The following is a 24,324-nucleotide window of genomic DNA, read 5'->3' as shown; positions in this document are numbered from 1 at the left end:
CGCGAATGACCGAACTCCTCCTCGACACGAACGAGATCACGGCAAAAGCCGCGCCTGTTGGCGACGCGCAGAACAATGCGGCGCCGAACGCGCGTCCGCTGCTCGAAGTGCGCGATCTCGCCGTCGAATTCGGCGTCGGCCGCGGCGCGCTGCGGGCCGTGGACAAGGTGTCCTTCGCGGTGTTTCCCGGCGAGACGCTGGCGATCGTCGGCGAGAGCGGCTCCGGCAAGAGCGTCACCGCGCTGTCGCTGCTGCAGCTTATTCCGTCGCCGCCCAGCCGCGTCAGATCGGGCGAAATCCTGTTCGATGGTCGTGACCTCCTGAAAATGTCCGACAAGGAGATCCGCGCGATCCGCGGCAACGAGATCGCGATGATCTTTCAGGAGCCGATGTCGTCGCTCAATCCATCGCTGACCGTGGGATTGCAGATTGCCGAGCCGATGCAGCTGCATCATGGCTTGAGCTGGAAGAAGGCGCTCGCCAAGGCCGGCGAATTGCTGAAGCGCGTCCGCATCCCCGATGCGGCGAGCCGGGTATCTGCCTATCCGCATCAATTCTCCGGCGGCATGCGCCAGCGTGCGATGATCGCCATGGCGCTCGCCTGCAAGCCGAAGCTGATCGTGGCCGACGAGCCGACGACCGCGCTCGATGTCACGGTGCAGGCGCAGATCCTCTCGCTGCTGAAGGACCTGACGCGGGAGACCAAGGCCGCGCTTGTCCTCATCACCCACGATCTCGGCGTGGTCGCGCGCTATGCGGATCGCGTCTGCGTGATGTATGCCGGCCGCATCGTCGAGAGCGGCACCGCGCACGAGATCTATGATCATCCAAGCCATCCCTACACCCTGGGCCTGATGGCCTCGATCCCGCGGCTGGATCAGGACACCCAGCAACGTCTGGTGCCGATCGAAGGACAGCCGCCCGATCTGGCGTCGCTGCCGCAGGGCTGCGCTTTCCAGACGCGATGCCGTTACGTCGGTGATCGCTGCCGGCAGGAAGCGCCGGAGCTCGAACATATCGATGGCCAGCATTTCCGGGCGTGCTTCGCCGATACCAAGGGAGGCGCACATGCCAGTGCCAGTATCTGAACCGGCAAGCGATCCCATCCTCAAGGTCAGCGGGCTCAAGGTCCACTTTCCGCAATATAAGGGCGTCGTTGTGCGCAAGCAGGTCGGCAGCGTTCGCGCCGTGGACGGCGTGTCCTTCGAGGTGCGAAAGGGCGAAACGCTGGGTCTGGTCGGCGAGTCCGGATGCGGGAAATCCACCACTGGCCTCGCGGTTCTGCGCATGACGCCGATCACCGAAGGGAAGGTGGAGTTCGAAGGCGAGGACATTGCGAACCACAGTGCGGCCGCGATGCGCGGCATCCGGCGCCGTGTGCAGATGGTGTATCAGGACCCCTATGGCTCCCTCAACCCGCGCATGAAGGTGGGCGATATCATCGGCGAGCCGCTGATCGTCCATCATGTCGATACCGAACGTGACGTCTATCGCGCCCGAATTCAGGAACTGCTGCGACTGGTCGGATTGCGGCCCGACATGGCGGAGCGCTATCCGCACGAATTTTCAGGTGGGCAGCGTCAACGCATCTCCATTGCACGTGCCGTGGCGCTCAATCCGGCGCTGGTGATCTGCGACGAGCCGGTCTCGGCGCTCGACGTCTCGATCCAGGCCCAGGTGGTCAATCTGTTCCAGGAGCTGCAGGAACGGCTCGGCCTGTCCTATCTCTTCATCGCGCATGATCTGGCCGTGGTACGCCATGTCAGCCACCGCATCGCCGTGATGTATCTCGGCCGCATCGTCGAGGTCGCGCCGCGCAACGAACTCTACAAAGCGCCGCTGCATCCCTACACCCAGGGCCTGCTCGCGGCAGTGCCCATCCCGAGCCCATCCGCTGAAGCCTTGAGGCCGCAGCAAGTCATTCTTGGCGAGCCACCAAGCGTGGTGAATCCCCCATCTGGCTGTCGCTTCCATCCGCGTTGTCCCATGGCGATGACAGTCTGCGCCGAGGCCGATCCGCCGCTGCGGGACATGGCGGACGGGCGCGCTGTCGCCTGTCATCTGCACGATCCGTCGATCGGCGACGAGAAACGTGGCGTCTTGCGGCAATCTGCACACGGCAGTAGGAGTAGCGCCGAACTAAACGTTCCCGCCATCGCGTGATGGTTTCCAAGCTGGGTCGCCATACATCGCCATGAGTGACATGCCGACCATCGACGAAGGGCAGACCCGTCGGTTTCTGGAGAAGCGCGAAGCGATACTCGATGCCGCGGCCGATCTGTTCAACCGGCGCGGTATCCGTGGCACGACTTTGGCGGACGTAGCGCAGAGCGTCGGCCTCGTCACCAACAGCGTGACCTATTATTATCGAAAGAAGGACGATCTCGCGCTGGCCTGTGTGCTGCGCTCTGTCGACGTGTTTGACGAGCTCCTCGCTGCCGCGGAAAAAGCCAGGACGCCGGAGTTGCGGATTACCAACTTTGTGACCGGTTTCTTTCGCCTGCTTGCAGATGTCGAGACCGGGGCACGGCCGCAATTCATCAACTTCTCCGAGGTGAATGCCCTGAGTGCGACGCGCGCCGATGTCGCCGCCGTCTATGCGCAGATGTTTCGCCGCGTTCGCGGACTGATCGGGAATGACCCCCGCCTCGGCCTCCATCGGTCCGAGCGCAATGCGCGAACGCATCTGCTGTTCACATTGACCCAATGGACGCGCGTCTGGATCACCCGCTATGAGGTCACCGGCTATGCCCGGGCAGGTCGGCACGCCAGTGATATCCTGCTGCGCGGTTTCGGCGGGGCGGATGCTGCCTGGATGCCGCCGACAATCCCGGCGCTCACCGGCCCGTCATCGGCGGAGGAGATCTCACCGGACGCATTTCTGCGTGTCGCCACGCGGCTGATCAATGAAGAGGGATTTCGCGGAACATCGGTCGAACGGATTTCCGCTGCTCTTAAAGTCACGAAGGGCTCCTTCTATCATCACAATGATAACAAGGATGATCTCATTCTCGCCTGCTTCCAGCGAAGCTTTGATGTGATCCGCCGTGCCCAGGCTGCTGCTGATACATGCGAATGCGGTTGGCAGAGACTGAGTGCCGCAGCGGCCGCGCTGCTGAAGTATCAGTTGTCGAATGATGGCCCCTTGCTGCGCATCACCGCCCGCAGCGGATTGCCCGAGGCCGAGGCGCAGCAGACCATTCGCATCATGAACCGGCTATCCGAACATTTTGCCGGCGTCGTCGTCGATGGCGTGGCGGATGGTTCGGTGCGGCCGGTCGATCCGGCGATCGCGGCGCAGATGTTGAACGGCATGATCAATGCGTCAGCCTCGATCAAACGCTGGGTGCCCGAGGCGACCATCGGCAATGTCGCGGATCTCTACGCCCGACCGCTGTTCATGGGGATTCTGTGCCCGTCTGCGTGACGGATCATCGCGCGAGATGACATCGAGGGCAGACATTACCCTCGACGAGCGAGTTTGGCTTTGCGTGGCAGACGCTCTGCCTATGTGCCGATGAGACTGGCGATGTAGTTTCGCCATCCGCCAAATGACGACACATCCTTGGCGCCACTCAGCCCTTCGGCTTCGACGATAAAGCCCTTGGGCGAACTGCCGTCGGACAACCGGGTGGTTCCGATGCCGAGTGGCGCGGGTATGCCGCGCATGAAGTCGCCCAATCCTTCGGCCGAGATGGCCCACACTTCCGTTGCGATCGGCGAGCCCGTGCCTTCTGCGACCCGCAGCAGGCCGGGGCGGGCCGGTGGGCCGCCGGCAAGCGCGTGGAGCTGATAGTCCGGCCTTGTATCGCAGGCCCGCAGGAAACGCGCGTTTCGGCTGGTGAGTTCGTGATTGAGCGGCATGCCCGACAGATGCGCGCCGACCACTGCGAGTTCGATCTCTCCCGCGATGGCGGTCGGCGTGCCTTGCTCCGACGACGGCACCGGACTCGCAGTTGCTCCGAGCTTGCTCTGGCCCAACGGGTGAAGCCGGGCACCGAGCGCTGCGAGCAACCCATCCTTGCCGCGGGGCGCGATCAAGGTGATGCCAGACGGAAAGCCGTCCGAGCGGGATCGGCCGGGCACCGCGAGCGCGCAGAGGTCGAGCAGGTTGACGAAATTCGTATAGGTGCCGAGTTCGCTGTTCGGGCCGATCGGGTCGGCTGCGAGGTCGGAGGCCAGGCGCGGCCGCGGATAGGTCGGCACGATGAGCACATCGGTCTGCGACCAGATGGCATCGGCAGCCCGCCGCAATTCGGCGAGTTTGTAGATTCCGGCAAAGGCATCGGCGGCGGACATCGTCTTGGCGACGCCGATAATCTTGAGGGTCGTGGGATGCAGATGCTGCGGCGTCGCTTCGATAAAGGATCGGAGCGCCTGATAGCGTTCTGCCACCCACGGCCCCGTATAGAGCAGTGTCGCGACGTCGAACATCGGCGTCATGTCGATGCTCGCCAACGGGCGGCCGGGTAGCAGCGATGCGACATCGCCCAGCGCGACGTCGAAAGCGCTCTTGGAGAGCGCGTCTTCGCCAAAGCGGCGGCTTCCGCCGTCAGGCACGCCGACCCGCAAGCCCGGCGGCAAAGCCCCGGGTTGGCCGGCAACCGGCAGCGCGCGCGAATAGGCATCCTCCGCGTCATAGCCGGCCATCACGCGATAGGCGCGATCGGCATCGGCCACCGTGCCGGCAAAGACGGAGATCGTATCGAGCGTCCGGCAGGCCGGCAGCATGCCGCGCGCCGACACGCTGCCGAGCGATGGCTTCAGACCAACGATATTGTTGAGCGCGGCGGGCACGCGGCCGGAGCCCGCGGTATCGGTGCCGAGCGCGAAGGTGACGAGCCCATGGCCGACGGCGACCGCTGATCCCGAACTTGAGCCGCCGGGGACGTAACGCGCGTCGATGGAATTCCGCGGGATTGGATAGGGGCTGCGGACGCCAACAAGGCCGGTGGCGAACTGATCGAGATTGGTCTTTCCGATCAGGATGGCGCCGGCATCGAGCAGCTTCTGAACTGCGAACGCCGTCTCTGGCGGGGTGTACGCAAATTCAGGGCAGGCGGCCGTGGTGGGAATCCCGCCGACATCGATATTGTCCTTCACAGCAAAAGGGATGCCCCAGAGCGGATATGCGGCCGGATCGAAGGGCGGCAGCGCCTCGGCGGCGGCGCGTGCGGCGTCTTCCGAAACCAGGGCGATGAAGATGCCGGGATCATCGACCGCGCCAATGCGGCGATACACGTCGGCGACGGTCTGTTGGGGTGACAACCCGTCGGCATAAGCCGCGTGCAGTTGCGCGATCGTGGGAAACGGGTCCGACATCTTCATTCCTTGCATCTTCTCACCGGTCTTGGCTCCCGGTTAACCCCTAAGCGCTCAGTTTGTCTGCCACTAAATTAGGCGAAAAGTATTGTTTTGTATGCATTGCGCTGCGGCGGCCTTGGGCGCTGCATCGGTCGACTCAACAAAAACAATCACTTAGCTCCCTCCGACTGCGCTCTGCCGCTTGGCACAAACCTTGCGAGTTCCTGCAAATCAAAATTCATGCCTCGGGAGAGTTGAGAATGAAGCGTCGTGATTTTCTGAAGGCGGCGACGGGTGCCGCCGCCGGAACCATGGTGTCGGGTCCGGCGATCTGGTCGGCCGCCAAGGCGGATGCCCGGTCGGAGACCCTGCTGGTGGTGTCCGAGAGCGGACCCAACAATCTCGACATCATGGGCGTCGGCACCAATGTGCCCAGCTATGAAGTCGCCTGGAATTGCTATGACCGCCTGATCACCCACGAGATGAAAGAGGGGCCGGGCGGCGTCACCTATTACGACAAGGACAAGTTCAAGGGCGAGCTCGCCGAAGACATGACGATCGGCGACATGTCGGCCACGTTCAAGCTGAAGAAGAACGCCAAATTCCAGGATGGCACGCCGGTGACGGCGAAGGACGTGAAGTGGTCGCTGGATCGCTCCGTCAGCGTCGGTGGTTTCCCGACCTTCCAGATGAGCGCGGGATCGCTGACGAAGCCCGAACAGTTCGTGGTGGTGGATGACCACACCGTGCGCGTTGACTTCCTCGTCAAGGACAAGCTGACGATCCCCGATCTCGCCGTCATCGTGCCGAGCATCATCAATTCGGAACTGGTGAAGAAGAATGCCACGGAGAAGGATCCGTGGGGCCTCGAATACACCAAGATGAACACGGTCGGCTCCGGCGCCTACAAGGTCACCAAGTGGACCGCGGGCACCGAAGTCATCATGGAGCGCAACGACGCCTGGGTCGGCGGTCCCCTGCCGAAGATCAAGCGCGTGATCTGGCGCATGGTGCCGCAGGCCGGCAATCGCCGCGCGCTGCTCGAGCGTGGCGACGCAGACATCTCGTATGAATTGCCGAACCAGGACTTTGCCGAGATGAAGAAGGCCGGCAAGCTCAACGTCACCTCGGTGCCGATCAGCAACGGCATCCAGTATCTCGGCATGAATGTGTCGCAGCCGCCGTTCAATAATCCGAAGGTGCGCGAAGCCGTTGCATTGGCGATCCCGTATCAGAAGATCATCGACGCCGTGATGTTCGGCCTGGCCAATCCGATGTTCGGCGCCGCCGCCAGCGCGCCGACCGAGGCGAAGTGGCCGCAGGCGACCAAGTACAACACCGACATCGTCAAGGCGAAGGCGCTGATGGCGGAAGCGGGCCTCTCTGCCGGCTTCGACACCACGCTGTCCTTCGACCTCGGCTTCGCCGGTGTCAATGAGCCGATGTGCATTCTCATCCAGGAAGCGCTCGCCCAGATCGGCATCCGCGCCACCATCAACAAGATCCCAGGTGCCAACTGGCGCACCGAGCTGAACAAGAAAGTGCTGCCGCTTTACGTCAACATCTTCTCGGGCTGGCTCGATTACCCCGAATACTTCTTCTACTGGTGCTATCGCTCCGGCAATTCGATCTTCAACACGATGAACTATTCGTCGCCGGAGATGGACAAGCTGATCGCGGGCGCACGCACCGCGGCGGCCAGCGGCGACATGGCGACTTACGACAAGGATGTGAAGGGCTTCGTCGATCTCGCTTTCACCGATATCCCGCGCATCCCACTGTATCAGCCCTATCTGAACGTCGCGATGCAGAAGAACGTGTCGGGCTTCCAGTACTGGTTCCATCGTCGCCTCGACTATCGCGCGATGGTCAAGGCGTAAGCGTCGGGGGATCGTCATGCTCGCACTCATCGGCAAGCGTCTGCTGTTCGCCATCCCGTCACTGATCGGGGTGGTGATCGTCACGTTTCTGCTGACGCGCGCATTGCCTGGCGATCCCGCGGCCTATTTCGCGGGCCCCGCTGCCGACAAGCAGGTGATCGAGGACATCAGGAAACAGCTCGGTCTCGACAAGCCGCTGATCGAGCAGTTCTTCCGCTACACGGCCGATCTTGCAAAAGGCGATTTCGGCAATTCGCTCACCACCGGCCAGCCGGTGGCGACCGAACTCCGCAATCGTCTGCCGGCCTCTGCAGAGCTCACTTTGTTCGGGCTTCTGATCTCGGTTGTCATCGCCATCCCGCTCGGCATTCTCGCGGCGACCAAGCCCGGCTCGTGGATCGATCACCTCTGCCGGGTCACCACCACGGCCGGCGTGTCGCTGCCCGTATTCTTCACCGGCCTCGTGCTGGTCTATGTTTTCTATTTCAAGCTCGGCTGGGCGCCGGCGCCGCTCGGGCGGCTCGACGTCTTTGCCAGTGCGCCGCCCGCGGTAACGGGCTTTTATCTCATCGACAGCGTCATTGCCCGCGATTGGGAGGCGTTTCGTTCGGCGCTGAGCCAGTTGATCCTGCCGACGGCGACGCTTGCGATTTTCTCACTGGCGCCGATCGCGCGCATGACGCGCGCCTCGATGCTGGCGATCCTCGCCTCGGATTTTGTGCGCACGGCCCGCGCCAGCGGCCTGTCACCGCGCATCGTGATCGTGACTTACGCATTCCGCAACGCCATGCTGCCGGTCATTACCACGCTGTCGATGACCTTCTCCTTCCTGCTCGGCGCCAATGTGCTGGTGGAGAAGGTGTTCGCCTGGCCCGGCATCGGCTCCTACGCCGTCGAAGCGCTGATCGCATCGGATTTCGCGCCCGTGCAGGGTTTTGTGCTGACCATGGCCATCATGTATGTGCTGATCAATCTCGTGATCGACATTCTGTACGGCATCATCGACCCGCGCGTGCGGATGGAAGGGTGAGGTGAGATCATGAACGCAATCACGCCCATTGCAGCTGAAACGCCGGCAACGCCGCGTCGGACATCGAGCCTTGTCGCGACGCTGCAGCACACCCGCTATATCCTCGGCGAGAACCGCGTCACCGCTTTTGCGTTCGGTCTGCTGATTGTCATCGTTTTCGCCGCGGTGTTCGGTCCGTACATCGTTCCGCACGATCCTCTCGCCAGCAACACGATGCAGGCGCTGAAACCGCCATCTGCGGCCAACTGGTTCGGCACCGATCAACTCGGCCGCGACATCTTTAGCCGCGTCGTCGTTGCGACCCGCCTCGATCTCTTCATCGCTGTCGCTTCCGTTGCGCTCGTCTTCGCCATGGGCGGATTGGCCGGGATCGCGGCCGGATATTTCGGCGGCTGGACAGATCGCATTGTCGGGCGCGTCGCCGATACGATCATGGCGTTCCCGCTCTTCGTGCTGGCCATGGGCATTGTCGCCGCCCTCGGCAACACCGTACAGAACATCATCATCGCCACGGCGATCGTGAACTTCCCGCTTTATGCGCGCGTGGCCCGCGCGGAAGCGAATATCCGCCGTGAGGCGGGTTTCGTGCAGGCAGCGCGGCTGTCGGGCAATAGCGAGATGCGGATTTTGTTGGTGCATATCCTGCCCAACATCATGCCGATCATGATCGTGCAGATGTCGCTGACCATGGGCTATGCGATCCTTAATGCCGCCGGCTTGTCCTTTATCGGAATGGGCGTGCGCCCGCCGACGCCGGAATGGGGCATCATGGTTGCTGAAGGGGCGTCCTTTATGGTGTCCGGCGAATGGTGGATCGCACTGTTTCCAGGCCTTGCGCTGATGATCGCCGTGTTCTGTTTCAATCTGCTCGGTGACGGTCTGCGCGATATCGTCGATCCGCAGCGACGGACGTGAGGAGCATCGGATGACAGCCCAACCATTGCTCGACGTCCAAGATCTCACCGTCGAATTCGCGACCCGCCGCGGCATCGTCAAGGCCGTGCAGCAGGTCAATATCTCCGTCGCCAAGGGCGAGACGCTCGGCATTGTCGGCGAGTCCGGCTCCGGCAAGTCGGTGACGTCCTATGCGGTGATGCGCATTCTCGATCGTGCCGGCAGCATCGCCGAAGGTTCGGTGATGTTCTCCGGCGTCGATGTGAAGGCGGCGAGCGAGACGCAGATGCGCGATCTGCGCGGTCGCGAAGTTTCGATGATCTTCCAGAACCCGCGGGCGGCGCTCAATCCGATCCGGAAGGTCGGTCATCAGATCGAGGACGTGCTGCGCCAGCATGCCCAGGCCGGCAGTGCGGACCGCGCCGAGAAAGCCATCGAGGCGCTGGAGCAGGTCAAGATCGCGCGGCCGCGCGAGCGCTATCACGCCTATCCGTTCGAACTCTCCGGTGGCATGTGCCAGCGTGTGGTCATCGCGCTGGCACTGGCCTGCAATCCGCAGCTCCTGATCGCCGACGAGCCGACCACCGGCCTCGACGTCACCACCCAGAAAGCGGTGATGGATCTCGTCACCGAACTCACCAAGAGCCGTGGCATGTCCACGATCCTGATCACCCATGATCTCGGCCTCGCCGCTGCCTATTGCGACCGCGTGGTGGTGATGGAGAAGGGGCGGGTGGTCGAGACCGCTCTGTCGGCGGATATCTTCGCCAGTCCGAAGCATGCCTACACGAAGAAACTGATGCAGGCGACGCCGCGGCTTGGCGTGTCGCTGCGGGATCTGCTGCCGGCTGAAGAGCGTGCGGCCATGCCGGCGCAGGCAGAGAATGTCATCAAGCCAGTTGATGTGAAGCCTTCGGTCACGCCGCTGCTCACCATCGACAACCTCGTCAAGGAATACCCCCGTCAGGGCGCCACCGCGACGCTGTCAAAGCTGTTCAGCCGCAAGCCCGCGCCGGAGCCGGATGTCTTCCGCGCCGTGGATGGCATCAGTTTCAATGTCGGTTACGGCGAGAGCGTCGGTCTTGTCGGTGAATCCGGCTGCGGCAAATCCACCACGTCGATGATGGTGATGCGGTTGATCGACAAGACGTCCGGCCGCATCTCCTTCGATGGCGACGAAATCGGTGAAATAGTCCCGAAGAATTTTGCGCGGCTGCCGCTGCGCAAGAGCATCCAGATGGTGTTCCAGGACCCGACCGACAGCCTCAACCCACGCTTCACCGCGGCGCGTGCCATCGCCGATCCGATCATGCAGCTCGGCGATATCAAGGGCAGCGATGCGCTCCGCGCCAAATGCGAGGAACTGGCGCGGCAGGTCGGGTTGCCGCTCGATCTGCTGGATCGCTTTCCGCACCAGATGTCAGGCGGCCAGAAGGCGCGCGTTGGTATCGCCCGCGCCATCGCCTTGCAGCCAAAACTGATCATTCTCGACGAGCCCACCGCGGCGCTCGACGTATCCGTCCAGGCCGTCGTGCTCAACCTGCTGCAGGACCTCAAGCAGTCCATGGGCATGAGCTATCTGTTCGTCTCCCACGATCTGAATGTGGTGCGTTTGCTGTGTGATCGTGTCATCGTGATGCGCGCGGGACGTATCGTCGAACAGGGCGCCACCGATGCGGTGATGGACGATCCGCAGGACGACTATACGAAGCAGCTGCTGACGGCGATCCCGCATCCGCCGTTGCCGGTGCATTGAGAGGGATGCCATGAGCGATAAACTGGACAACTATATCGATGCGGTGGCGTCGGCGCTGTCGCTACCGATCGAGCCCGCGTGGAAACCTGCGGTGAAGATGAACCTCGAAGTGTCGCTCCGCATGGCACGCCTCGTCGATGAATTCCCGCTTCCCGATGAATCCGAACCGGCCAGCATCTATGTCGCTTGATCCCGTCCTCACGCCTGATGGCGCCTGGCGCCCGGCCTCCGATATTGCAAGGGCCGTTGCGTCACAAAAGGTCTCCGCGCTTGACGTGACCGAGGCCGCGCTGGCGCGCATTGAACGCCACAATCCGATGCTGAATGCGTTCACGGACGTCACCGCCGATCGCGCACGCGCGACTGCGCGTACACTCGATGCGGCGATCGCCAAAGGCGAAGCTGTCGGCCCGCTGGCCGGCGTGCCTTTCGCCGTGAAGAACCTGTTCGATATCGAAGGCCTGCCGACCCGCGCCGGCTCGAAGATCAATCGCGACCGTCCCGCATCCCCCCGCGATGCGACCCTGGTCGAGCGCATGGAAGCCGCGGGCGCCGTGCTGGTTGGCGGTCTCAACATGGGCGAATACGCCTATGACTTCACCGGCGAGAACGTCCATGACGGCGCCTCGCGCAATCCGCACGACATCACGCGCATGACCGGCGGATCCTCGGGCGGCTCGGGTGGCGCCGTGGGCGGAAGCCTCGTGCCGATTGCGCTCGGCTCCGACACCAACGGCTCGATCCGCGTACCGTCGTCATTCTGTGGCATCTTCGGCCTGAAGCCCACTTACGGGCGATTGTCGCGCGCGCGCTCGTTTCCGTTCGTGGCGAGCCTGGATCATCTCGGCCCCTTCGCCCGCAATGTCGAGGATCTCGCGCTCTCCTATGACGCCATGCAAGGGCCGGATGCCGAGGATGCCGCCTGCACCATGCGGCCGGCGGAGTCGGTTTCAGCGCTGATCGGGCAAGACATTGGCGATCTACGGATTGCCATGGCAGGCGGTTACTTCCAGAAAAACCTGATGCCGGAGGCCCAGGCCGCCGTAGCAGCCGTGACCAAGGCGCTCGGCGTGACGACCAGCGTCGAGCTGCCGGAAGTCGCGCGCGCGCGGGCCGCTGCTTATCTCATATCGACGACCGAAGGCGCCTCATTGCATCTCGATCGCTTGCGCAATCGCGCCGGCGATTTCGATCCAGCCGTGCGCGATCGCCTTCTGGCTGGCGCCATGGTGCCGGCGGCTCTGGTCGATCGTACGCAGAAATTTCGTCGCTGGTATCGTGCCAAAGTGCTGGAGATCTTCCAGACGGTGGACGTCATCATCGCGCCTGCCACGCCATGCATGGCGCCCAAAATCGGGCAGGCGACATTCGAGCTCGATGGCGTCGAACTGCCGGTGCGCGCCAATATCGGCATCCACACCCAGCCGATTTCCTTCATTGGCCTCCCCGTGGTCGCGGTGCCGGTGCCGCTCGATCCGATGCCTGTCGGCGTGCAGATCATCGCTGCACCCTGGCGGGAAGACATCGCGCTGCGCGTCGCCTATCATCTGCAGCAGGCGGGCGTTGCTGTCGCGCCGCGTGCAAAAGGATTTTGAGATGGATATTGATCTGCCGGAGGTCATCGCCGAAGTCGGCGCCGCTTTCGCGCGCTATGAGAAGGCGCTGACGACCAACGACACCGCGGTGCTCGGCGAGCTGTTTCGCAACGACCCGCGCACCATCCGCTATGGTATGGGCGAAAATCTCTATGGTTATGACGAGATCCAGGCCTTTCGCGGTGCCCGCTCGCCGGTCGGCCTGATGCGCCGCACCGAGCGCACCGTGATCTCATCCTACGGCCGCGATACGGCGGTGGCGTCCACGCTGTTCTATCGCGACAACGCGCCGGGCAAGGTCGGACGGCAGATGCAGACCTGGGTCCGCTTTCCCGAAGGATGGCGAATCGTGGCGGCTTCTGTCAGCCTGATCGACGAGCCGCAGGCAGCGAAGGCGTAGGCTGGGATGAGTTTTGACGACATGCTGATCCAGCCGGAGAAGCCGCGCCGCGCCGCGCGTGCATCTGCGGATGCTGTGAAGGGCAAGCCGACGCGGGCCGAAGAACTTCGCCAGCAATTGTCGGACGAGATCGTGCGCGGCGTGTTGCCGCCCGGCGCCTCCCTCGATGAGACCGAGCTAGCGCAGCGCTACAGCGTCTCGCGCACCCCGGTGCGCGAAGCGCTCCGCCAGCTCACCGCCAGCGGTCTGATCGAATCCCGTCCGCATCGCGGCGCCGTCGTGGCTCAACCATCCGCGGAGCGCCTTGTCGGCATGTTCGAAGCGATGGCCGAGCTCGAAGCGCTTTGCGCAGGTCTTGCGGCGGAGCGTATGCCCGCCGTTCAGCGCCATGCGCTTGAGGCGATCCATGAAGAATTGCGCGTGCTCAGCTATGACGGCAATCCCGATCGCTTTCATGAGGTGAATGAGCGTTTCCACAATGCGATCTACAAGGGATCGCAGAACGACTATATCGCCGAGATCACGCTGGCGACGCGCATCCGCGTGCAGCCGTTCCGCCGCGCCCAGTTCCGCAATCTCGGTCGCCTCGCCAAGTCGCAGGCCGAGCACGACCGGGTCGTCGTCGCCATCATGCGCGGTGACCGCGTCGGCGCAAGCACGGCCATGCGCGATCACATCGTGCTGGTGCGCGACGAATACGAACACTACGCGGTATCGCTTTAGGCGTCGCAGGATCTAATTCGCAGCCACGATCTCCCGCATCAGCGGCTTTGATCCATGGAGAAAAACGCGGACGGCATCGCGCACGATGTCGTCCAGTTTCTCCGGCGTCGGCGTTTCATAGACGAAGCGCCGGATGGCCATGTAGAAGATGCGGCCATGCAGGCCCCAGAACATTTCCGTTTCACGCTCTGACAGCGGCACCGCGTCGCGCGATGGCAGCTTCAGGTCGTGCCGCAACTCACAGCAGGCCGGCTCGATGATCTGCTCGCGCACGATCTGCAGATAGCGCTTGGTGATGTCGAACGACTTCATCCCCGAAAACACGAAGATGCGCACCCAGTTATATTCGAACACCTGCTGCACATATTCGAGATAGAACTGCGACAGCCGCGTCTGCAATGGCTGCGACCGATCCTGAATCAGCCCGGCCCATGTGGGCGACCAGCGGCTGAGATAGATCTCTTCATAGACGCGTTCGATCAGCGCTTCCTTGCTCGGGAAGTGGCGATAGATCGCCGAATGGGTGATCCCCATGCGCTTGGCGAGCTCGCGCGTCTGGCCGCCAAATCCGTGCTCGGCAAAGAATTTGATGGCCTCGTCGAGGATGAGACGCTCGCGCTCGGCAGCGCGCATGTTGCGGCGCGGCGGCTTTTCGGCAGTTTTAGCGGGCTTTTTGACCATATTCACTTCGATTTGCTTGTGACTGAATATCGCATTCGCAAAAAGAGACCAAATGGTCATTTAACTTGACCGTTGGAAATCGACGTGTTCTAGATTTGCGACCAAATGGTCACAAAACTCGGCGTCCGCGAGACGCCTCGGGGGATACGTTGAAGGCGAGGGCGTTCAACTATGTGAGGGCTTCCACACTGGTGGAGGCGCTTGATGCGTATGAGGGAGCCGGCAGCGATGCGAGTTACATCGCGGGCGGCCAGAGCCTCGTGCCGTCGCTTGCCTTGCGCTTGCAGGCGCCAGAGCTGCTCATCGACATCGCGCATGTTCCCGAGCTTCGTGGCGTCGAGCTGAAGGGAAGCTGGCTCCGCATCGGTGCGCTGACGCGGCATGCCGAAGTGCTCACCGACCCGCTGATCCGCAAACATGCGCCGTTGTATAGCGAAGCCGCGCCGCATGTCGCTCATCCAGCGATCCGTAACAAGGGCACGATCGGCGGCAGCATCTCGCATGCCGATCCCGCGTCGGAATTCCCGGCGATGACGCTGGCACTCGGCGCCGAACTGGAAATCGCCAATCGTGATGACACGCGCCGCGTACGGGCGGATGAGTTTTTCATCGATCTGTTTCAGACTGCGATCGAGCCCGGCGAATTGCTTGTCGCCATTCACGTCCCGGTCGTGCGCGCCACTCATCGCTGGGCCTTTCAGGAACTTGCGCGTCGGCGCGGGGATTTTGCGCTGGTTGGCTGCGGCATTCTTGCGGAATTCGTTGACGGGGCTGTCGAACAGATCCGGATCGTCTTCTTCTCGGTCGGCAATACGCCCTTGCGCGCCTGGAAAGCGGAAGACGCACTGATGGGCCGCGTCCTCAATCAGGATGCCATCGCTGCCGCGCAGGCCGCTGTCGTCCACGATCTCGATCCGCCCGAAGACGAGAATGTGCCGCCCAGCATGCGGCGTCATCTGGCGCGCGTGGTGCTCGGCCGGCTGCTTGGCGATATCGCGAGGCAGGTGCCATGAGTGATCTCGTCGATGTCACCATGACCGTGAATGGCAGCGAGGTTGCGCATCGCGTTCCCGCGCGGACGACGCTCGCCGACTTCCTGCGCCAGACACTGGAGCTGACCGGCACCCACACCGGCTGCGAGATGGGTGTCTGCGGTGCGTGCCTCGTGCTGCTCGATGGCCAAGTGGTGCATTCGTGTCTGACCTTCGCCGTGCAGGCGAGCGGTTCCGCCATCGAGACCGTGGAGGGGCTGACCGAGCGCGCGGTGATCGCCGATCTGCAGGAGGCCTTCCATCAGCGTAATTCGCTGCAATGTGGCTTCTGCACGCCGGGCATGCTGATGACGGCCTATAGCCTGCTGTCGCAGCCCGGGATTCCCACGCGCGACGACATCCGTGATGCGCTGTCCGGCAACTACTGCCGCTGCACCGGCTATGAAGCCATCGTGGATGCCATCGAGACCACGGCGCGCAATCGCGCTGCGGCAAACGAGGAGATCGACGCATGAGCGCGATCACCACTCTCGATCGTCCAAACTCCTATATTGGCCGCTCGGTCCCGCGACCAAACGCCAAGCGTCTGCTCGCTGGTCGTGGCCGCTACGTCACCGATATCACGCTGCCGCGCATGCTGCATGTCGCTTATGTCCGCAGCCCCTATGCGCATGCGCGGATCGTCGAGATCAATGCGGATGACGCTCGCGCTGCGCCGGGCGTACGTCTCGTCGCCACCGGCGAGGATCTGGCCAAGCTCTGCACGCCATGGGTCGGCACCATGGATCATTTCAAGGGCATGAAGTCGCCGCCGCAATTGCCGCTGCCCATCGACAAGGTGGTGTGGGCCGGGCAGGCTGTGGTCGCCGTTGTCGCCGATACGCGGGCCTTGGCGGAGGATGCCGCTGAACTCGTGATCATCGAATTCGATGAACTCCCCGCCGTCGTCGATATCGACGCTGCCCGCGATCCCGATGCGCCGGTGATCTCGCCGGAGCTCGGCAGCAATCTTTGCTTCCAAGGCAAGCTCGACACCGGCGGTGTCGATGCCGTCTTCGCCAGCGCCGCGCATGTGGTGGAAGAGGAATTCCTGTTCGGCCGGCATACGGCTGTGACCATGGAGCCGCGCGCGATCATCGCTGATTACGATGCCAGTGAGCCCAAGCTGACGGTTCACCATGCCACGCAGACGCCGTATCAGTTCCAGGATATCTATTCCCGTCATTACGGCATTCCCGAAGCCTGCGTGCGCGTGATCGCGCCCGATATCGGCGGCTCCTTCGGCATGAAGCTGCACATGTATCACGAGGACATGGCGGTGGTCGGGCTCAGCATCATGCTGGGGCGCCCGGTGAAATATGTCGCCGACCGCATGGAATCCTTCGTGTCCGACATTCATGCGCGCGATCATCGCGTCCGCGCGCGGATGGCCGCAGATGCCGATGGCAACATTCTCGCGATGGATGTGGAAGACGTCACCGGCATCGGCGCCTTCTCGGCCTATCCGCGCACCAGCGTGGTGGAAGGCAATCAGGTCTATCGCCTGATGGGCGCGCCCTACACGTTCAAGACCTATCGCGCCGATCTGCAGGTCGTGTTCCAGAACAAGGTGCAGATGAGCCAGTATCGCGCTGTCGGCCATCCCGTGGCCTGCACAGTGACTGAGCGTCTGGTGGACATGATCGCTGCGAAGACGGCGCGTGATGTATTCGACATCCGCAGCGGCAATCTGATCCCGGACGATGCCTATCCCTGCACGTCGCCGACCGGTTACAAATTCGAGTCGCTGTCGCATCACGCCTGTCTCGCAAAACTGCACGAGATGATGGATTATGACGGCCTGCGCGCCGAGCAGGCCAAACTCCGCAAGCAGGGCATCCATCGCGGTATCGGCATCGCGACCTTTGTCGAGATCACCAATCCGAGCCCGGCCTTCTATGGAGTCGGCGGCGTGCGCATCTCCTCGCAGGACGGCGCCATTCTCAAGATCACGCCCTCCGGCGATGTCCGCTGCCTGATCTCGATCACCGAACTCGGGCAGGGCACCGAAACCATCGTCGGCCAGATCGTGGCCGAACATCTCGGCGTCGATCGTGACCGCATCAAGGTCGTCACCGGCGACACCGAGACCACGCCCCATGGCGGCGCCACCTATGCCTGCCGCGGCGCCGGCATCGGCGGCGAGACGGCGCTGCAGGCTGCGCAGAAGCTCAAGGGCAATGTGCTCTCCGTCGCGGCGGCCATCCTGCAGGAAGAAGCGGCCAAGCTCGACATGCAGGCCGGCTGGATCATCGACAAGGCGTCAGGCCAGCAGCGCATCGAACTCGCCGAGATCGCGCGCATCGCCTATTTCCGCTCGGATACGCTGCCCCCGGGCACCCAGGCACAGCTCTCCGTCGCGCATCACTATGCACCGGAGGGGTACCCCTTCGCCTTCACCAATGGCGTGCAGGCCTGCCATCTCGAACTCGACGTCGAGACCGGCTTCGTCAAAATCCTGAAAATGTGGGTGGTCGAGGACTGCGGCCGCGTCATCAATCCGTTGCTGGTGGATGAGCAGATCCGCGGCGGCGTGGTGCAGGGCCTCGGCGCCGCCTTCTTCGAGGAATGCGTCTATGGCGAGAGCGGTCAGCTCACCAATGGATCGCTGGCCGATTATCTCGTTCCCATGGCGGTGGAGATGCCGGATATCGTCGTCGCCCATGTGGAGACGCCGACTCTGGATACACAGCTTGGCGCCAAGGGTGTCGGCGAAGCCGGAACGGCCGCAGCATCGGCTGCGGCGATGAATGCGATCAATGATGCGATGTCGCCATTCGGCGGCACCATTGCGCAGGTACCGATGACGCCTGCGCGCCTGCTCAGGGCACTCGGACATATCTGATCAACAAGACTGACAACAGGGAGGGAGCACATGACAAAAGACAACCGAAGCTCGAACAGTTTCCATATTTCCCGTCGCCATATGCTGGCCGCACTTGGCACCGGTGCCGGCGTGATGGCCATGCCGTGGATTGCGCGCGCGGCCGACGACAATATCCGCATCGGCTTTCCGACGCCGCTGACCGGCCCGTTTGCGGCCGAAGCCAAGGATCAGGTCAAGAGCGCCGAACTCGCCGTCAAGCAGGTCAATGACAAAGGCGGCGTCAATGGCCGCAAGGTCGAGTTGCTGGTGCGCGACGACAAGCTGAATGGCGGCGAAGCCGCCACCCGCACGCTCGAACTGATCGAAAAGGACAAGGTGCACGCGATCGTCGGATCGCTGTCCAGCGCCGTGCAGCTCGCCGTGAACGAAGTCACCCGTGCTCGCGGCGTGCTGTATGTCTCCATCAGCCAGTCCGACACCATCAACGAGGTCAAGGATTTCAGCAAATACACCTTTCACGAGGCGCTGAACCCGACGATGACCACGGCGGCTGTTGCGCGCTACGCCTTCAAGAAGGGCACCAAGGTCGCGCATCTCGTCGCTGATTATGCCTATGGCCATGAGATGCTGCGCGGCTTCAAGCGTGCGCAGGCAGCCATCGGCGCGGAGACGGTGGGCGAGATCATGCACCCGTTCGGTGCCGCCGATTACTCCACCTTCATGCCGCGTCTGCGCTCGATGCGTCCCGACATCCTCTGCATCAGCAATTTCGGCCGCGACCAGGCCAACTCCATCAAGCAGGCGGTCGATTTCGGCCTCAAGCAGAGTTCGAAGATCGTCGTGCCCGTGCTGCTGCACAATCAACGTCTGGCTGTCACGCCTGAAGTGTTCGAAGGCGTCGTCGGCGGCTCCAATTATTATTGGGGCCTGGAAGGCACGCTGCCATCGGCCAAGGCATTCAACGATGCCTATCGCGCGGCCAATGGCGGTGCCATTCCGACCGATTACGGCGCCTATGGCTATACCGGCGTGATGTCGCTGCTGCAGGCGATGCAGGCCGCGGGCGGCACCGACACCGACAAGGTGATCGCGGCCCTCGAAGCGTTGAAATACGACGTCGCCAAGGGCCCGCAATATTATCGCAAATGCGATCACCAGTCGGTGCAGTCGGTGCTCGTCCTGGAGTCCAAGAAGAAAGCCGACATGAAAGGCGACAGCGATCTGTTCAGCATCGTCGCCAATGAAGCGCCCTCGGAACAGGTGCTGCGCACCTGCACCGAACTCGGCTTCCCCACCTAAGCGAAGGCACGCGCCGTCCCATGGATACAGAACTCATTCTGATGCAACTCTTCTCCGGAGTTGCCCTCGGTGCCATCCTCGTGATCACCGCGCTCGGCCTGTCGATCATCTTCGGCATGATGGGCGTGGTGAATTTCGCGCATGGCGCTTTGTTCATGGTCGGCGCCTATGCCGGGCTGTCGGTCGCCTCGCTCACCGGCAGTTTCTGGTGGGGGCTCCTGGTCGCCCCCATCATGATCGGCGTGTTCGGCATGCTGATCGAATTCGTCCTGATCCGGCGGCTCTACGGCCGCTCGATCGATGATCCCCTGCTGCTCACCTTCGGCCTCAGCTATGTGCTGGTCGAAGGCGTGCGTATCGTGTTCGGCAGCGACGGCATTCCGTTCCCGACGCCGTCGCAGCTCACCGGCGTGGTCGATCTCGGCGTCGGCTTCTTCCCGATCTACCGCATCTTCGTGGTCGGCCTCGTCTTCGCGGTGGTCGTGCTGCTCTGGCTCGGCCTGGAGAAGACCAAGTTCGGCCTGATCGTCCGCGCCGGCTCGCGTGATCCCACCATGATGCGCGTGCTCGGCGTCGATATCAGCAAGGTCTGGCTGGCGGTGTTTGGCCTCGGTGTCGGCCTGGCTGCGCTGGGCGGCGTGCTGGCCGGGCCGATGCGCTCGGTCAATCCGGAGATGGGCGCGCTGGTGCTGGCGGAAGCCTTCGTGGTCACGGTCATCGGCGGTCTCGGCTCGCTGGTCGGCGCCATCATCGCCGGTCTCGTGGTCGGCGTCGTCATCAGCATGACCGCGCTGTTCGCACCGGAGATGGCAACCATCGTGATGTTCGCGCTGATGGCCATCGTGCTTCTGATCCGGCCGCAGGGCCTGTTCGGCAAACTCGCGTAACGGAGAGACGATCATGAATGCACCCTCCGTTGCCGCGCCATTGCCTGCCGAGGCGCGAAAGCCTGCGCGTCTCAAGGCGATGCTCACGACCTATCGCGTCCCGCTGTCGATCCTGGCGCTGTGCATCCTGCCCTGGCTGCTGCCGTCCAAGGCGCTGGCGGTCAATGTGCTGATCTATGGCGTCGTCTGCGTCGGCTATAATCTCTTGTTCGGTTACACCGGCCTGTTGTCCTTCGGCCATGCCGCGTTCTTCGGCGCCGGCGCCTACATCACCGGAATCGCCATCGGCCAGTTCGGCGTGCCCTGGTATCTCGCCGTGCTGATGGGCGTCGCCGGCGGTGCGGTGCTCGCCTTCATCATCGGCGGCCTATCGACGCGCACGCGTGGCATCTACTTTTCGATGGTCACACTCGCGCTGGCACAGCTCGTCTATTACGTCGCGCTGCAGGCCTCGAGCTGGACCGGTGGCGAGAACGGCTTGCGCGGATTCACGGTGAACAGGATCAACCTGTTCGGTTTCGACATCAATTTCCTCGATCCGGTCAACAAATATTACGTGCTGATGGTGTTTGCGGCGCTGGCACTGTGGCTGGTCTCGCGCATCCTCAATTCGCCCTTCGGCGCGGCCATCGAGGCGATCCGCGAGAACGAGCGTCGCGCCCGCACCTGCGGCTATGATGTCGAGCGCACCAAGCTGCTGGCCTTCACGCTGTCCGGCACCATCTGTGCCCTCGGCGGCACCATGTCGGCCCTGCATCTCGCTTTCGTGCCGCTGGAATCGATGCATTACCTCACCTCGGGCATGATCGTGATGATGACGCTGCTTGGCGGTGCCTCGAGCTTCTTCGGTCCGTTCATCGGCGCGCTGGTGTTCCTGCTGATGGAAGACGTGTTCTCGCTGTGGACGTCGCACTGGCAGATCATCGTCGGCTCCATCTTCGTGTTGTTCGTGCTGTTCCTGCCCAAGGGCATCTGGGGCACATTCCTGTCGAGGGTCGTCCGATGAGTGCGCCGCTGCTCGCCGTCGAAAATGTCGGCATGAAATTCGGTGGCTTCATCGCGCTGCAGGGCGTGACCACCGAGTTCCGTCCTGGCCGCGTCACTTCCATTATCGGGCCGAATGGCGCCGGCAAGAGCACGTTCTTCAACGTGCTGTCGGGCGTGCTGACGCCGTCCACGGGATCGGTGCGCTTCAAGGGCGACGATCTCAAGGGCACGCGCCAGCACGAATTCGTCCATCGCGGCATCGCGCGGTCGTATCAGATCACGAATATCTTTCCCGATCTGAGCGTCCACGAGAATGTCCGCGTCGCGGCGCAAGCCGGCCGCTCGCGCTACAATATCTGGACCAATCGGAAGAAGTTCGACGAGCTGGATGCGCGCGCCGACAAGGCGCTGGAATCCGTAGGGCTCATTACCAAACGCGACGAGACCGCAAAATTCCTCGCCCACGGCCAGCAGCGCGCGCTGGAGATTGCGATCGCGCTGATCTCCGGCCCCGAAGTGCTGCTGCTCGACGAGCCCACCGCCGGCATGGGCCCGGAGGAAACCAAGGACATGGTCGCGCTGCTGGAGAAGCTGGCTGCGGAGCGCACCATTCTTCTGGTCGAGCACAAGATGAAGATGATCCTCGGCCTCAGTGATCGCATCCTCGTGCTGCATCACGGCCAGCTCATTGCCGACGGCACGCCGCATGACATCCAGACGGACCCCGAGGTTCGTCGCGTCTATCTGGGACAGAACCATGGCTATGCTTGAGATCCGCGACCTCCACGCCTGGTACGGCTCCAGCCACACGCTGCACGGCGTTTCGCTGGACGTGAAGCAGGGTGAAGTCGTCGCACTCGTCGGCCGCAACGGCGCTGGCAAGACCACCACCATCCGCTCCATCATGGGCCTGATGCCGAAAGTCACCGGCAGCATGCAGTTCGACGGCAAGGATCTGGTCGCGCTGAAGGCCCATGATCGCTATCGCCTCGGTCTCGCCTATGTGCCGGAAGAGCGCCGCATCGTGCCCGGCCTCACCGTGCGCGAAAACCTGCAGCTTGGCCTCGTCGCCTCCAGCGGCAAGATCGACGAGCGCGAAGCCATCGACGAAATCGCCGAGAGCTTTCCGCGCCTGAAGGAGCGTCTCGATCAGGAAGGCGTCACCATGTCCGGCGGCGAGCAGCAGATGCTCGCCATTGCGCGCGCCACCATCGCCAAGCCGAAGATGATCCTGCTCGACGAGCCCTCGGAAGGCATCATGCCGGTCCTGGTGGAGGAGATGGGCGTGCTGTTCCGCAAGCTGCGCGATCAGGGCGTCACGCTCTTGTTGGTCGAGCAGAATGTCGAATGGGCGCTGCGCCTCGCGGATCGCGCGGTGATCCTCGATCAGGGCGAGGTCGTCTATGAGAGCAGCTCGGAAGCGCTGCTCGCCGACAAGGAAATCCAGGAGCGCTATTGCGCGGTCTGACGCGCTGGCGGGTTAAGGACACGATCCCATGCAGATGAATGACAGCCAGACCATCCCCGCCTCGCGCGAGGCGGTGTGGACCGCGCTCAATAATCCCGAGATACTGAAACAGTGTATTCCCGGCTGCCAGGAACTCGACATGACGTCACCGACGGAGATGACGGCGAAGGTCGTCATCAAGGTCGGTCCGGTCAAGGCGAGTTTCGGCGGCAAGGTGACGCTGAGCGATCTCGATCCGCCGAAGGGCTACAAGATCAGCGGTGAGGGATCAGGTGGTGTTGCTGGCTTTGCCAAGGGCGGCGCTGCGATCCAGCTTGAAGCTGTGAGTGAAAGCGAGACGATCCTGCATTATCAGGTCGACTCGCAGATCGGCGGCAAGCTGGCGCAGCTTGGTGGTCGTTTGATCGACGCCACGGCAAAGAAGCTGGCTGGCGAGTTTTTCACGAAGTTCGGTGCGGTGGTTTCCGGCGCGACGTGATGTAGTACCCGCGACGCTCCGTTCACCTCTCCCCACCGGGGAGAGGTCGCCGCGTCTTCGCGGCGGGTGAGGGGGCTTCCACAAACTCCGTCGCCCGCTGCTCCCCCTCACCCGGATCGCAAGGGCGATCCGACCTCTCCCCGGTGGGGAGAGGTGGAGGAAGAGGCTCACGCCGCGATGAACTGCTTCCGCGCTTCTTTCACCTTGCCGACGATGTATCGCCTGATCTCCCGCACCCGGTGCGTATCATGCGTGTCGGGATGCGAGACCAGCCAATAGGTGCGGGTAAAACTGTTGGCCGGCAGAATGCGTCGCAGCTCCGGATAACGCTCCGCTGCATAGTCATGCAGGATGCCAACGCCATGGCCGGCGCGCACCGCTTCCAGCTGCCCGATCACGCTGCCGCATTCGAACCGCCGGGTGATCAGGTCGCCCAAAGTGGACGCATAATCCAGCGCACGGCTGAAGATGATGTCATGGATATAGGTGATCAGCAGATGGTCGGCGAGATCGCCGATCTTGCGGATCGCCGGTGACCGCGCGAGATACGCCTCCGATGCGTAGAAGCTGAGCGTGTAATCGGTCAGCTTGGTGCACATCAGCTTGCCCTCGTCGGGGCGCTCCACGGTGACCACCATATCGGCCTCGCGTTTGGCCAAAGAGAACGTCCGCGGCAGAGCGACGAGCTGGATCACCAGATCGGGATTGTCGGCGGCGAAGGCGCCAAGCTTGTCGGCGAGAAAGTAATTGCCGAGCCCGTCCGGCGCACCAATGCGCACCGTGCCGGCGACCTTGTCCGCAGCCGAGGACAGCTGCGAGCCCACCCGCAGCAGTTCGGACTCCGCGCGTTCGGCAGCCGCAAGCAGTGCAACACCCGCAGGGGTCAGTGACGATCCCGTGGTCTGGCGGTTCAGCAGCTTGGTCTTGAGGTCCTTTTCCAGCGCGGTGAGCTGGCGCGCGACGGTGGCATGATTGAGCTTGAGCCGCTTGGCGGCGCCGAGAATCTGCCCCGTCCGGGCGACTTCGAGAAAAATACGTACCTTGTCCCAATCCATTGGGGGACTTTATTGGGTCCATATCGCGG

23 protein-coding genes are annotated in these 24,324 nt (G+C 63.0%); 20 read left to right on the top strand and 3 right to left on the bottom strand.

The window, feature by feature from the left end; translation table 11 throughout:
- The first annotated feature begins 5 nt into the window (after nt 1-5).
- The 3 genes from AC1RQ5_RS23785 to AC1RQ5_RS23775 are packed head-to-tail and all read left to right on the top strand — an operon-like array spanning nt 6 to nt 3,427.
- A complete protein-coding gene (locus AC1RQ5_RS23785; RefSeq protein ID WP_493202245.1) occupies nt 6-1,088 on the top strand; it encodes an ABC transporter ATP-binding protein in 1,083 nt (360 codons plus the stop codon).
- Nucleotides 1,069-2,163, top strand: a complete 1,095-nt coding sequence (locus AC1RQ5_RS23780; RefSeq protein WP_493202244.1) for an ABC transporter ATP-binding protein — start codon at nt 1,069-1,071, stop codon at nt 2,161-2,163. Before AC1RQ5_RS23785 ends, AC1RQ5_RS23780 begins: the two co-directional genes overlap by 20 nt.
- Nucleotides 2,164-2,194: 31 nt before the next feature.
- Complete coding sequence (locus AC1RQ5_RS23775; RefSeq protein WP_493202242.1) at nt 2,195-3,427, top strand: TetR/AcrR family transcriptional regulator; 1,233 nt, start codon at nt 2,195-2,197, stop codon at nt 3,425-3,427.
- Between the two features lie 80 nt (nt 3,428-3,507).
- Here AC1RQ5_RS23775 and atzF read toward each other — a convergent pair whose 3' ends face one another.
- Complete coding sequence (atzF, locus tag AC1RQ5_RS23770; protein ID WP_493202241.1) at nt 3,508-5,328, bottom strand: allophanate hydrolase; 1,821 nt, start codon at nt 5,326-5,328, stop codon at nt 3,508-3,510.
- 236 nt (nt 5,329-5,564) lie between these two features.
- Between atzF and AC1RQ5_RS23765 the strand changes: the two genes are divergently transcribed.
- The 8 genes from AC1RQ5_RS23765 to AC1RQ5_RS23730 are packed head-to-tail and all read left to right on the top strand — an operon-like array spanning nt 5,565 to nt 13,582.
- Nucleotides 5,565-7,184: an ABC transporter substrate-binding protein gene (locus AC1RQ5_RS23765; protein WP_493202239.1), complete on the top strand. Its 1,620-nt coding sequence runs from the start codon at nt 5,565-5,567 to the stop codon at nt 7,182-7,184.
- A gap of 16 nt (nt 7,185-7,200) precedes the next feature.
- Nucleotides 7,201-8,214 (top strand): ABC transporter permease, encoded by a 1,014-nt coding sequence (locus tag AC1RQ5_RS23760; RefSeq protein WP_398478191.1) that lies wholly within the window; start codon nt 7,201-7,203, stop codon nt 8,212-8,214.
- A 9-nt stretch (nt 8,215-8,223) separates the two neighbouring features.
- Entirely contained in the window at nt 8,224-9,129 is a 906-nt protein-coding gene (locus AC1RQ5_RS23755; RefSeq protein WP_398478193.1) for an ABC transporter permease, read from the top strand.
- Nucleotides 9,130-9,139: 10 nt separating this feature from the next.
- Entirely contained in the window at nt 9,140-10,864 is a 1,725-nt protein-coding gene (locus AC1RQ5_RS23750; protein ID WP_493202238.1) for a dipeptide ABC transporter ATP-binding protein, read from the top strand.
- 10 nt (nt 10,865-10,874) lie between these two features.
- Nucleotides 10,875-11,054, top strand: coding sequence for a DUF4089 domain-containing protein (locus AC1RQ5_RS23745; RefSeq protein WP_493202236.1), 180 nt, complete (start codon nt 10,875-10,877; stop codon nt 11,052-11,054).
- Nucleotides 11,044-12,459, top strand: coding sequence for an AtzE family amidohydrolase (locus tag AC1RQ5_RS23740; RefSeq protein WP_493202234.1), 1,416 nt, complete (start codon nt 11,044-11,046; stop codon nt 12,457-12,459). The genes AC1RQ5_RS23745 and AC1RQ5_RS23740 overlap by 11 nt, the downstream gene beginning before the upstream one ends.
- A gap of 1 nt (nt 12,460) precedes the next feature.
- Entirely contained in the window at nt 12,461-12,859 is a 399-nt protein-coding gene (gene hpxZ / locus AC1RQ5_RS23735; RefSeq protein WP_493202232.1) for an oxalurate catabolism protein HpxZ, read from the top strand.
- A gap of 6 nt (nt 12,860-12,865) precedes the next feature.
- The gene (locus AC1RQ5_RS23730; protein ID WP_398478204.1) at nt 12,866-13,582 is read left to right on the top strand and encodes a GntR family transcriptional regulator; all 717 of its coding nucleotides are present in this window, start codon (nt 12,866-12,868) and stop codon (nt 13,580-13,582) included.
- Nucleotides 13,583-13,594: 12 nt separating this feature from the next.
- On the opposite strand, the gene AC1RQ5_RS23725 is transcribed toward AC1RQ5_RS23730, so the two are convergent.
- A complete protein-coding gene (locus tag AC1RQ5_RS23725) occupies nt 13,595-14,215 on the bottom strand; it encodes a TetR/AcrR family transcriptional regulator (protein ID WP_493203536.1) in 621 nt (206 codons plus the stop codon).
- Between the two features lie 197 nt (nt 14,216-14,412).
- Here AC1RQ5_RS23725 and AC1RQ5_RS23720 point away from each other — a divergent pair, with 197 nt between their 5' ends.
- From AC1RQ5_RS23720 to AC1RQ5_RS23680, 9 genes are read left to right on the top strand one after another with little or no spacing between them, the layout of a single operon-like run.
- Nucleotides 14,413-15,276 (top strand): FAD binding domain-containing protein, encoded by an 864-nt coding sequence (locus tag AC1RQ5_RS23720; RefSeq protein ID WP_493202230.1) that lies wholly within the window; start codon nt 14,413-14,415, stop codon nt 15,274-15,276.
- Nucleotides 15,273-15,770, top strand: a complete 498-nt coding sequence (locus AC1RQ5_RS23715) for a (2Fe-2S)-binding protein (RefSeq protein WP_493202228.1) — start codon at nt 15,273-15,275, stop codon at nt 15,768-15,770. Before AC1RQ5_RS23720 ends, AC1RQ5_RS23715 begins: the two co-directional genes overlap by 4 nt.
- On the top strand, nt 15,767-18,139 hold the full coding sequence (locus tag AC1RQ5_RS23710) for a xanthine dehydrogenase family protein molybdopterin-binding subunit (RefSeq protein ID WP_493202226.1): 2,373 nt from the start codon (nt 15,767-15,769) through the stop codon (nt 18,137-18,139). Before AC1RQ5_RS23715 ends, AC1RQ5_RS23710 begins: the two co-directional genes overlap by 4 nt.
- Before the next feature lie 30 nt (nt 18,140-18,169).
- Nucleotides 18,170-19,420 carry an ABC transporter substrate-binding protein gene (locus AC1RQ5_RS23705; protein ID WP_493202224.1) on the top strand — a complete coding sequence of 417 codons (1,251 nt, stop codon included), beginning with the start codon at nt 18,170-18,172 and terminating at the stop codon, nt 19,418-19,420.
- A gap of 20 nt (nt 19,421-19,440) precedes the next feature.
- On the top strand, nt 19,441-20,307 hold the full coding sequence (locus AC1RQ5_RS23700) for a branched-chain amino acid ABC transporter permease (RefSeq protein WP_493202222.1): 867 nt from the start codon (nt 19,441-19,443) through the stop codon (nt 20,305-20,307).
- A gap of 13 nt (nt 20,308-20,320) precedes the next feature.
- The gene (locus tag AC1RQ5_RS23695) at nt 20,321-21,313 is read left to right on the top strand and encodes a branched-chain amino acid ABC transporter permease (RefSeq protein ID WP_493202220.1); all 993 of its coding nucleotides are present in this window, start codon (nt 20,321-20,323) and stop codon (nt 21,311-21,313) included.
- Nucleotides 21,310-22,065: an ABC transporter ATP-binding protein gene (locus AC1RQ5_RS23690; RefSeq protein ID WP_493202218.1), complete on the top strand. Its 756-nt coding sequence runs from the start codon at nt 21,310-21,312 to the stop codon at nt 22,063-22,065. The genes AC1RQ5_RS23695 and AC1RQ5_RS23690 overlap by 4 nt, the downstream gene beginning before the upstream one ends.
- A complete protein-coding gene (locus tag AC1RQ5_RS23685) occupies nt 22,058-22,762 on the top strand; it encodes an ABC transporter ATP-binding protein (protein ID WP_398478257.1) in 705 nt (234 codons plus the stop codon). Before AC1RQ5_RS23690 ends, AC1RQ5_RS23685 begins: the two co-directional genes overlap by 8 nt.
- Before the next feature lie 28 nt (nt 22,763-22,790).
- Nucleotides 22,791-23,240, top strand: a complete 450-nt coding sequence (locus AC1RQ5_RS23680) for an SRPBCC family protein (protein ID WP_493202216.1) — start codon at nt 22,791-22,793, stop codon at nt 23,238-23,240.
- A gap of 167 nt (nt 23,241-23,407) precedes the next feature.
- On the opposite strand, the gene AC1RQ5_RS23675 is transcribed toward AC1RQ5_RS23680, so the two are convergent.
- Nucleotides 23,408-24,295 carry a LysR family transcriptional regulator gene (locus AC1RQ5_RS23675; protein ID WP_493202214.1) on the bottom strand — a complete coding sequence of 296 codons (888 nt, stop codon included), beginning with the start codon at nt 24,293-24,295 and terminating at the stop codon, nt 23,408-23,410.
- Nucleotides 24,296-24,324 lie beyond the last annotated feature (29 nt).

The organism is Tardiphaga sp. GW821-FHT12E02 (genome assembly GCF_058807155.1).
This window is presented reverse-complemented; position numbering and strand designations above follow the sequence as displayed.

Coding starts and splice junctions, on each gene's coding strand:
- AC1RQ5_RS23775 (WP_493202242.1), top strand. CDS start 2,195: ATGAGTGACATGCCGACCATCGACGAAGGGCAGACCCGTCGGTTTCTG.
- AC1RQ5_RS23760 (WP_398478191.1), top strand. CDS start 7,201: ATGCTCGCACTCATCGGCAAGCGTCTGCTGTTCGCCATCCCGTCACTG.
- AC1RQ5_RS23680 (WP_493202216.1), top strand. CDS start 22,791: ATGCAGATGAATGACAGCCAGACCATCCCCGCCTCGCGCGAGGCGGTG.
- AC1RQ5_RS23780 (WP_493202244.1), top strand. CDS start 1,069: ATGCCAGTGCCAGTATCTGAACCGGCAAGCGATCCCATCCTCAAGGTC.
- AC1RQ5_RS23785 (WP_493202245.1), top strand. CDS start 6: ATGACCGAACTCCTCCTCGACACGAACGAGATCACGGCAAAAGCCGCG.
- AC1RQ5_RS23695 (WP_493202220.1), top strand. CDS start 20,321: ATGAATGCACCCTCCGTTGCCGCGCCATTGCCTGCCGAGGCGCGAAAG.
- AC1RQ5_RS23750 (WP_493202238.1), top strand. CDS start 9,140: ATGACAGCCCAACCATTGCTCGACGTCCAAGATCTCACCGTCGAATTC.
- AC1RQ5_RS23745 (WP_493202236.1), top strand. CDS start 10,875: ATGAGCGATAAACTGGACAACTATATCGATGCGGTGGCGTCGGCGCTG.
- AC1RQ5_RS23690 (WP_493202218.1), top strand. CDS start 21,310: ATGAGTGCGCCGCTGCTCGCCGTCGAAAATGTCGGCATGAAATTCGGT.
- AC1RQ5_RS23730 (WP_398478204.1), top strand. CDS start 12,866: ATGAGTTTTGACGACATGCTGATCCAGCCGGAGAAGCCGCGCCGCGCC.
- AC1RQ5_RS23740 (WP_493202234.1), top strand. CDS start 11,044: ATGTCGCTTGATCCCGTCCTCACGCCTGATGGCGCCTGGCGCCCGGCC.
- AC1RQ5_RS23675 (WP_493202214.1), bottom strand. CDS start 24,295: ATGGATTGGGACAAGGTACGTATTTTTCTCGAAGTCGCCCGGACGGGG.
- AC1RQ5_RS23725 (WP_493203536.1), bottom strand. CDS start 14,215: ATGCGCGCTGCCGAGCGCGAGCGTCTCATCCTCGACGAGGCCATCAAA.
- AC1RQ5_RS23755 (WP_398478193.1), top strand. CDS start 8,224: ATGAACGCAATCACGCCCATTGCAGCTGAAACGCCGGCAACGCCGCGT.
- AC1RQ5_RS23685 (WP_398478257.1), top strand. CDS start 22,058: ATGCTTGAGATCCGCGACCTCCACGCCTGGTACGGCTCCAGCCACACG.
- AC1RQ5_RS23705 (WP_493202224.1), top strand. CDS start 18,170: ATGACAAAAGACAACCGAAGCTCGAACAGTTTCCATATTTCCCGTCGC.
- AC1RQ5_RS23710 (WP_493202226.1), top strand. CDS start 15,767: ATGAGCGCGATCACCACTCTCGATCGTCCAAACTCCTATATTGGCCGC.
- AC1RQ5_RS23765 (WP_493202239.1), top strand. CDS start 5,565: ATGAAGCGTCGTGATTTTCTGAAGGCGGCGACGGGTGCCGCCGCCGGA.
- atzF (WP_493202241.1), bottom strand. CDS start 5,328: ATGAAGATGTCGGACCCGTTTCCCACGATCGCGCAACTGCACGCGGCT.
- hpxZ (WP_493202232.1), top strand. CDS start 12,461: ATGGATATTGATCTGCCGGAGGTCATCGCCGAAGTCGGCGCCGCTTTC.
- AC1RQ5_RS23715 (WP_493202228.1), top strand. CDS start 15,273: ATGAGTGATCTCGTCGATGTCACCATGACCGTGAATGGCAGCGAGGTT.
- AC1RQ5_RS23700 (WP_493202222.1), top strand. CDS start 19,441: ATGGATACAGAACTCATTCTGATGCAACTCTTCTCCGGAGTTGCCCTC.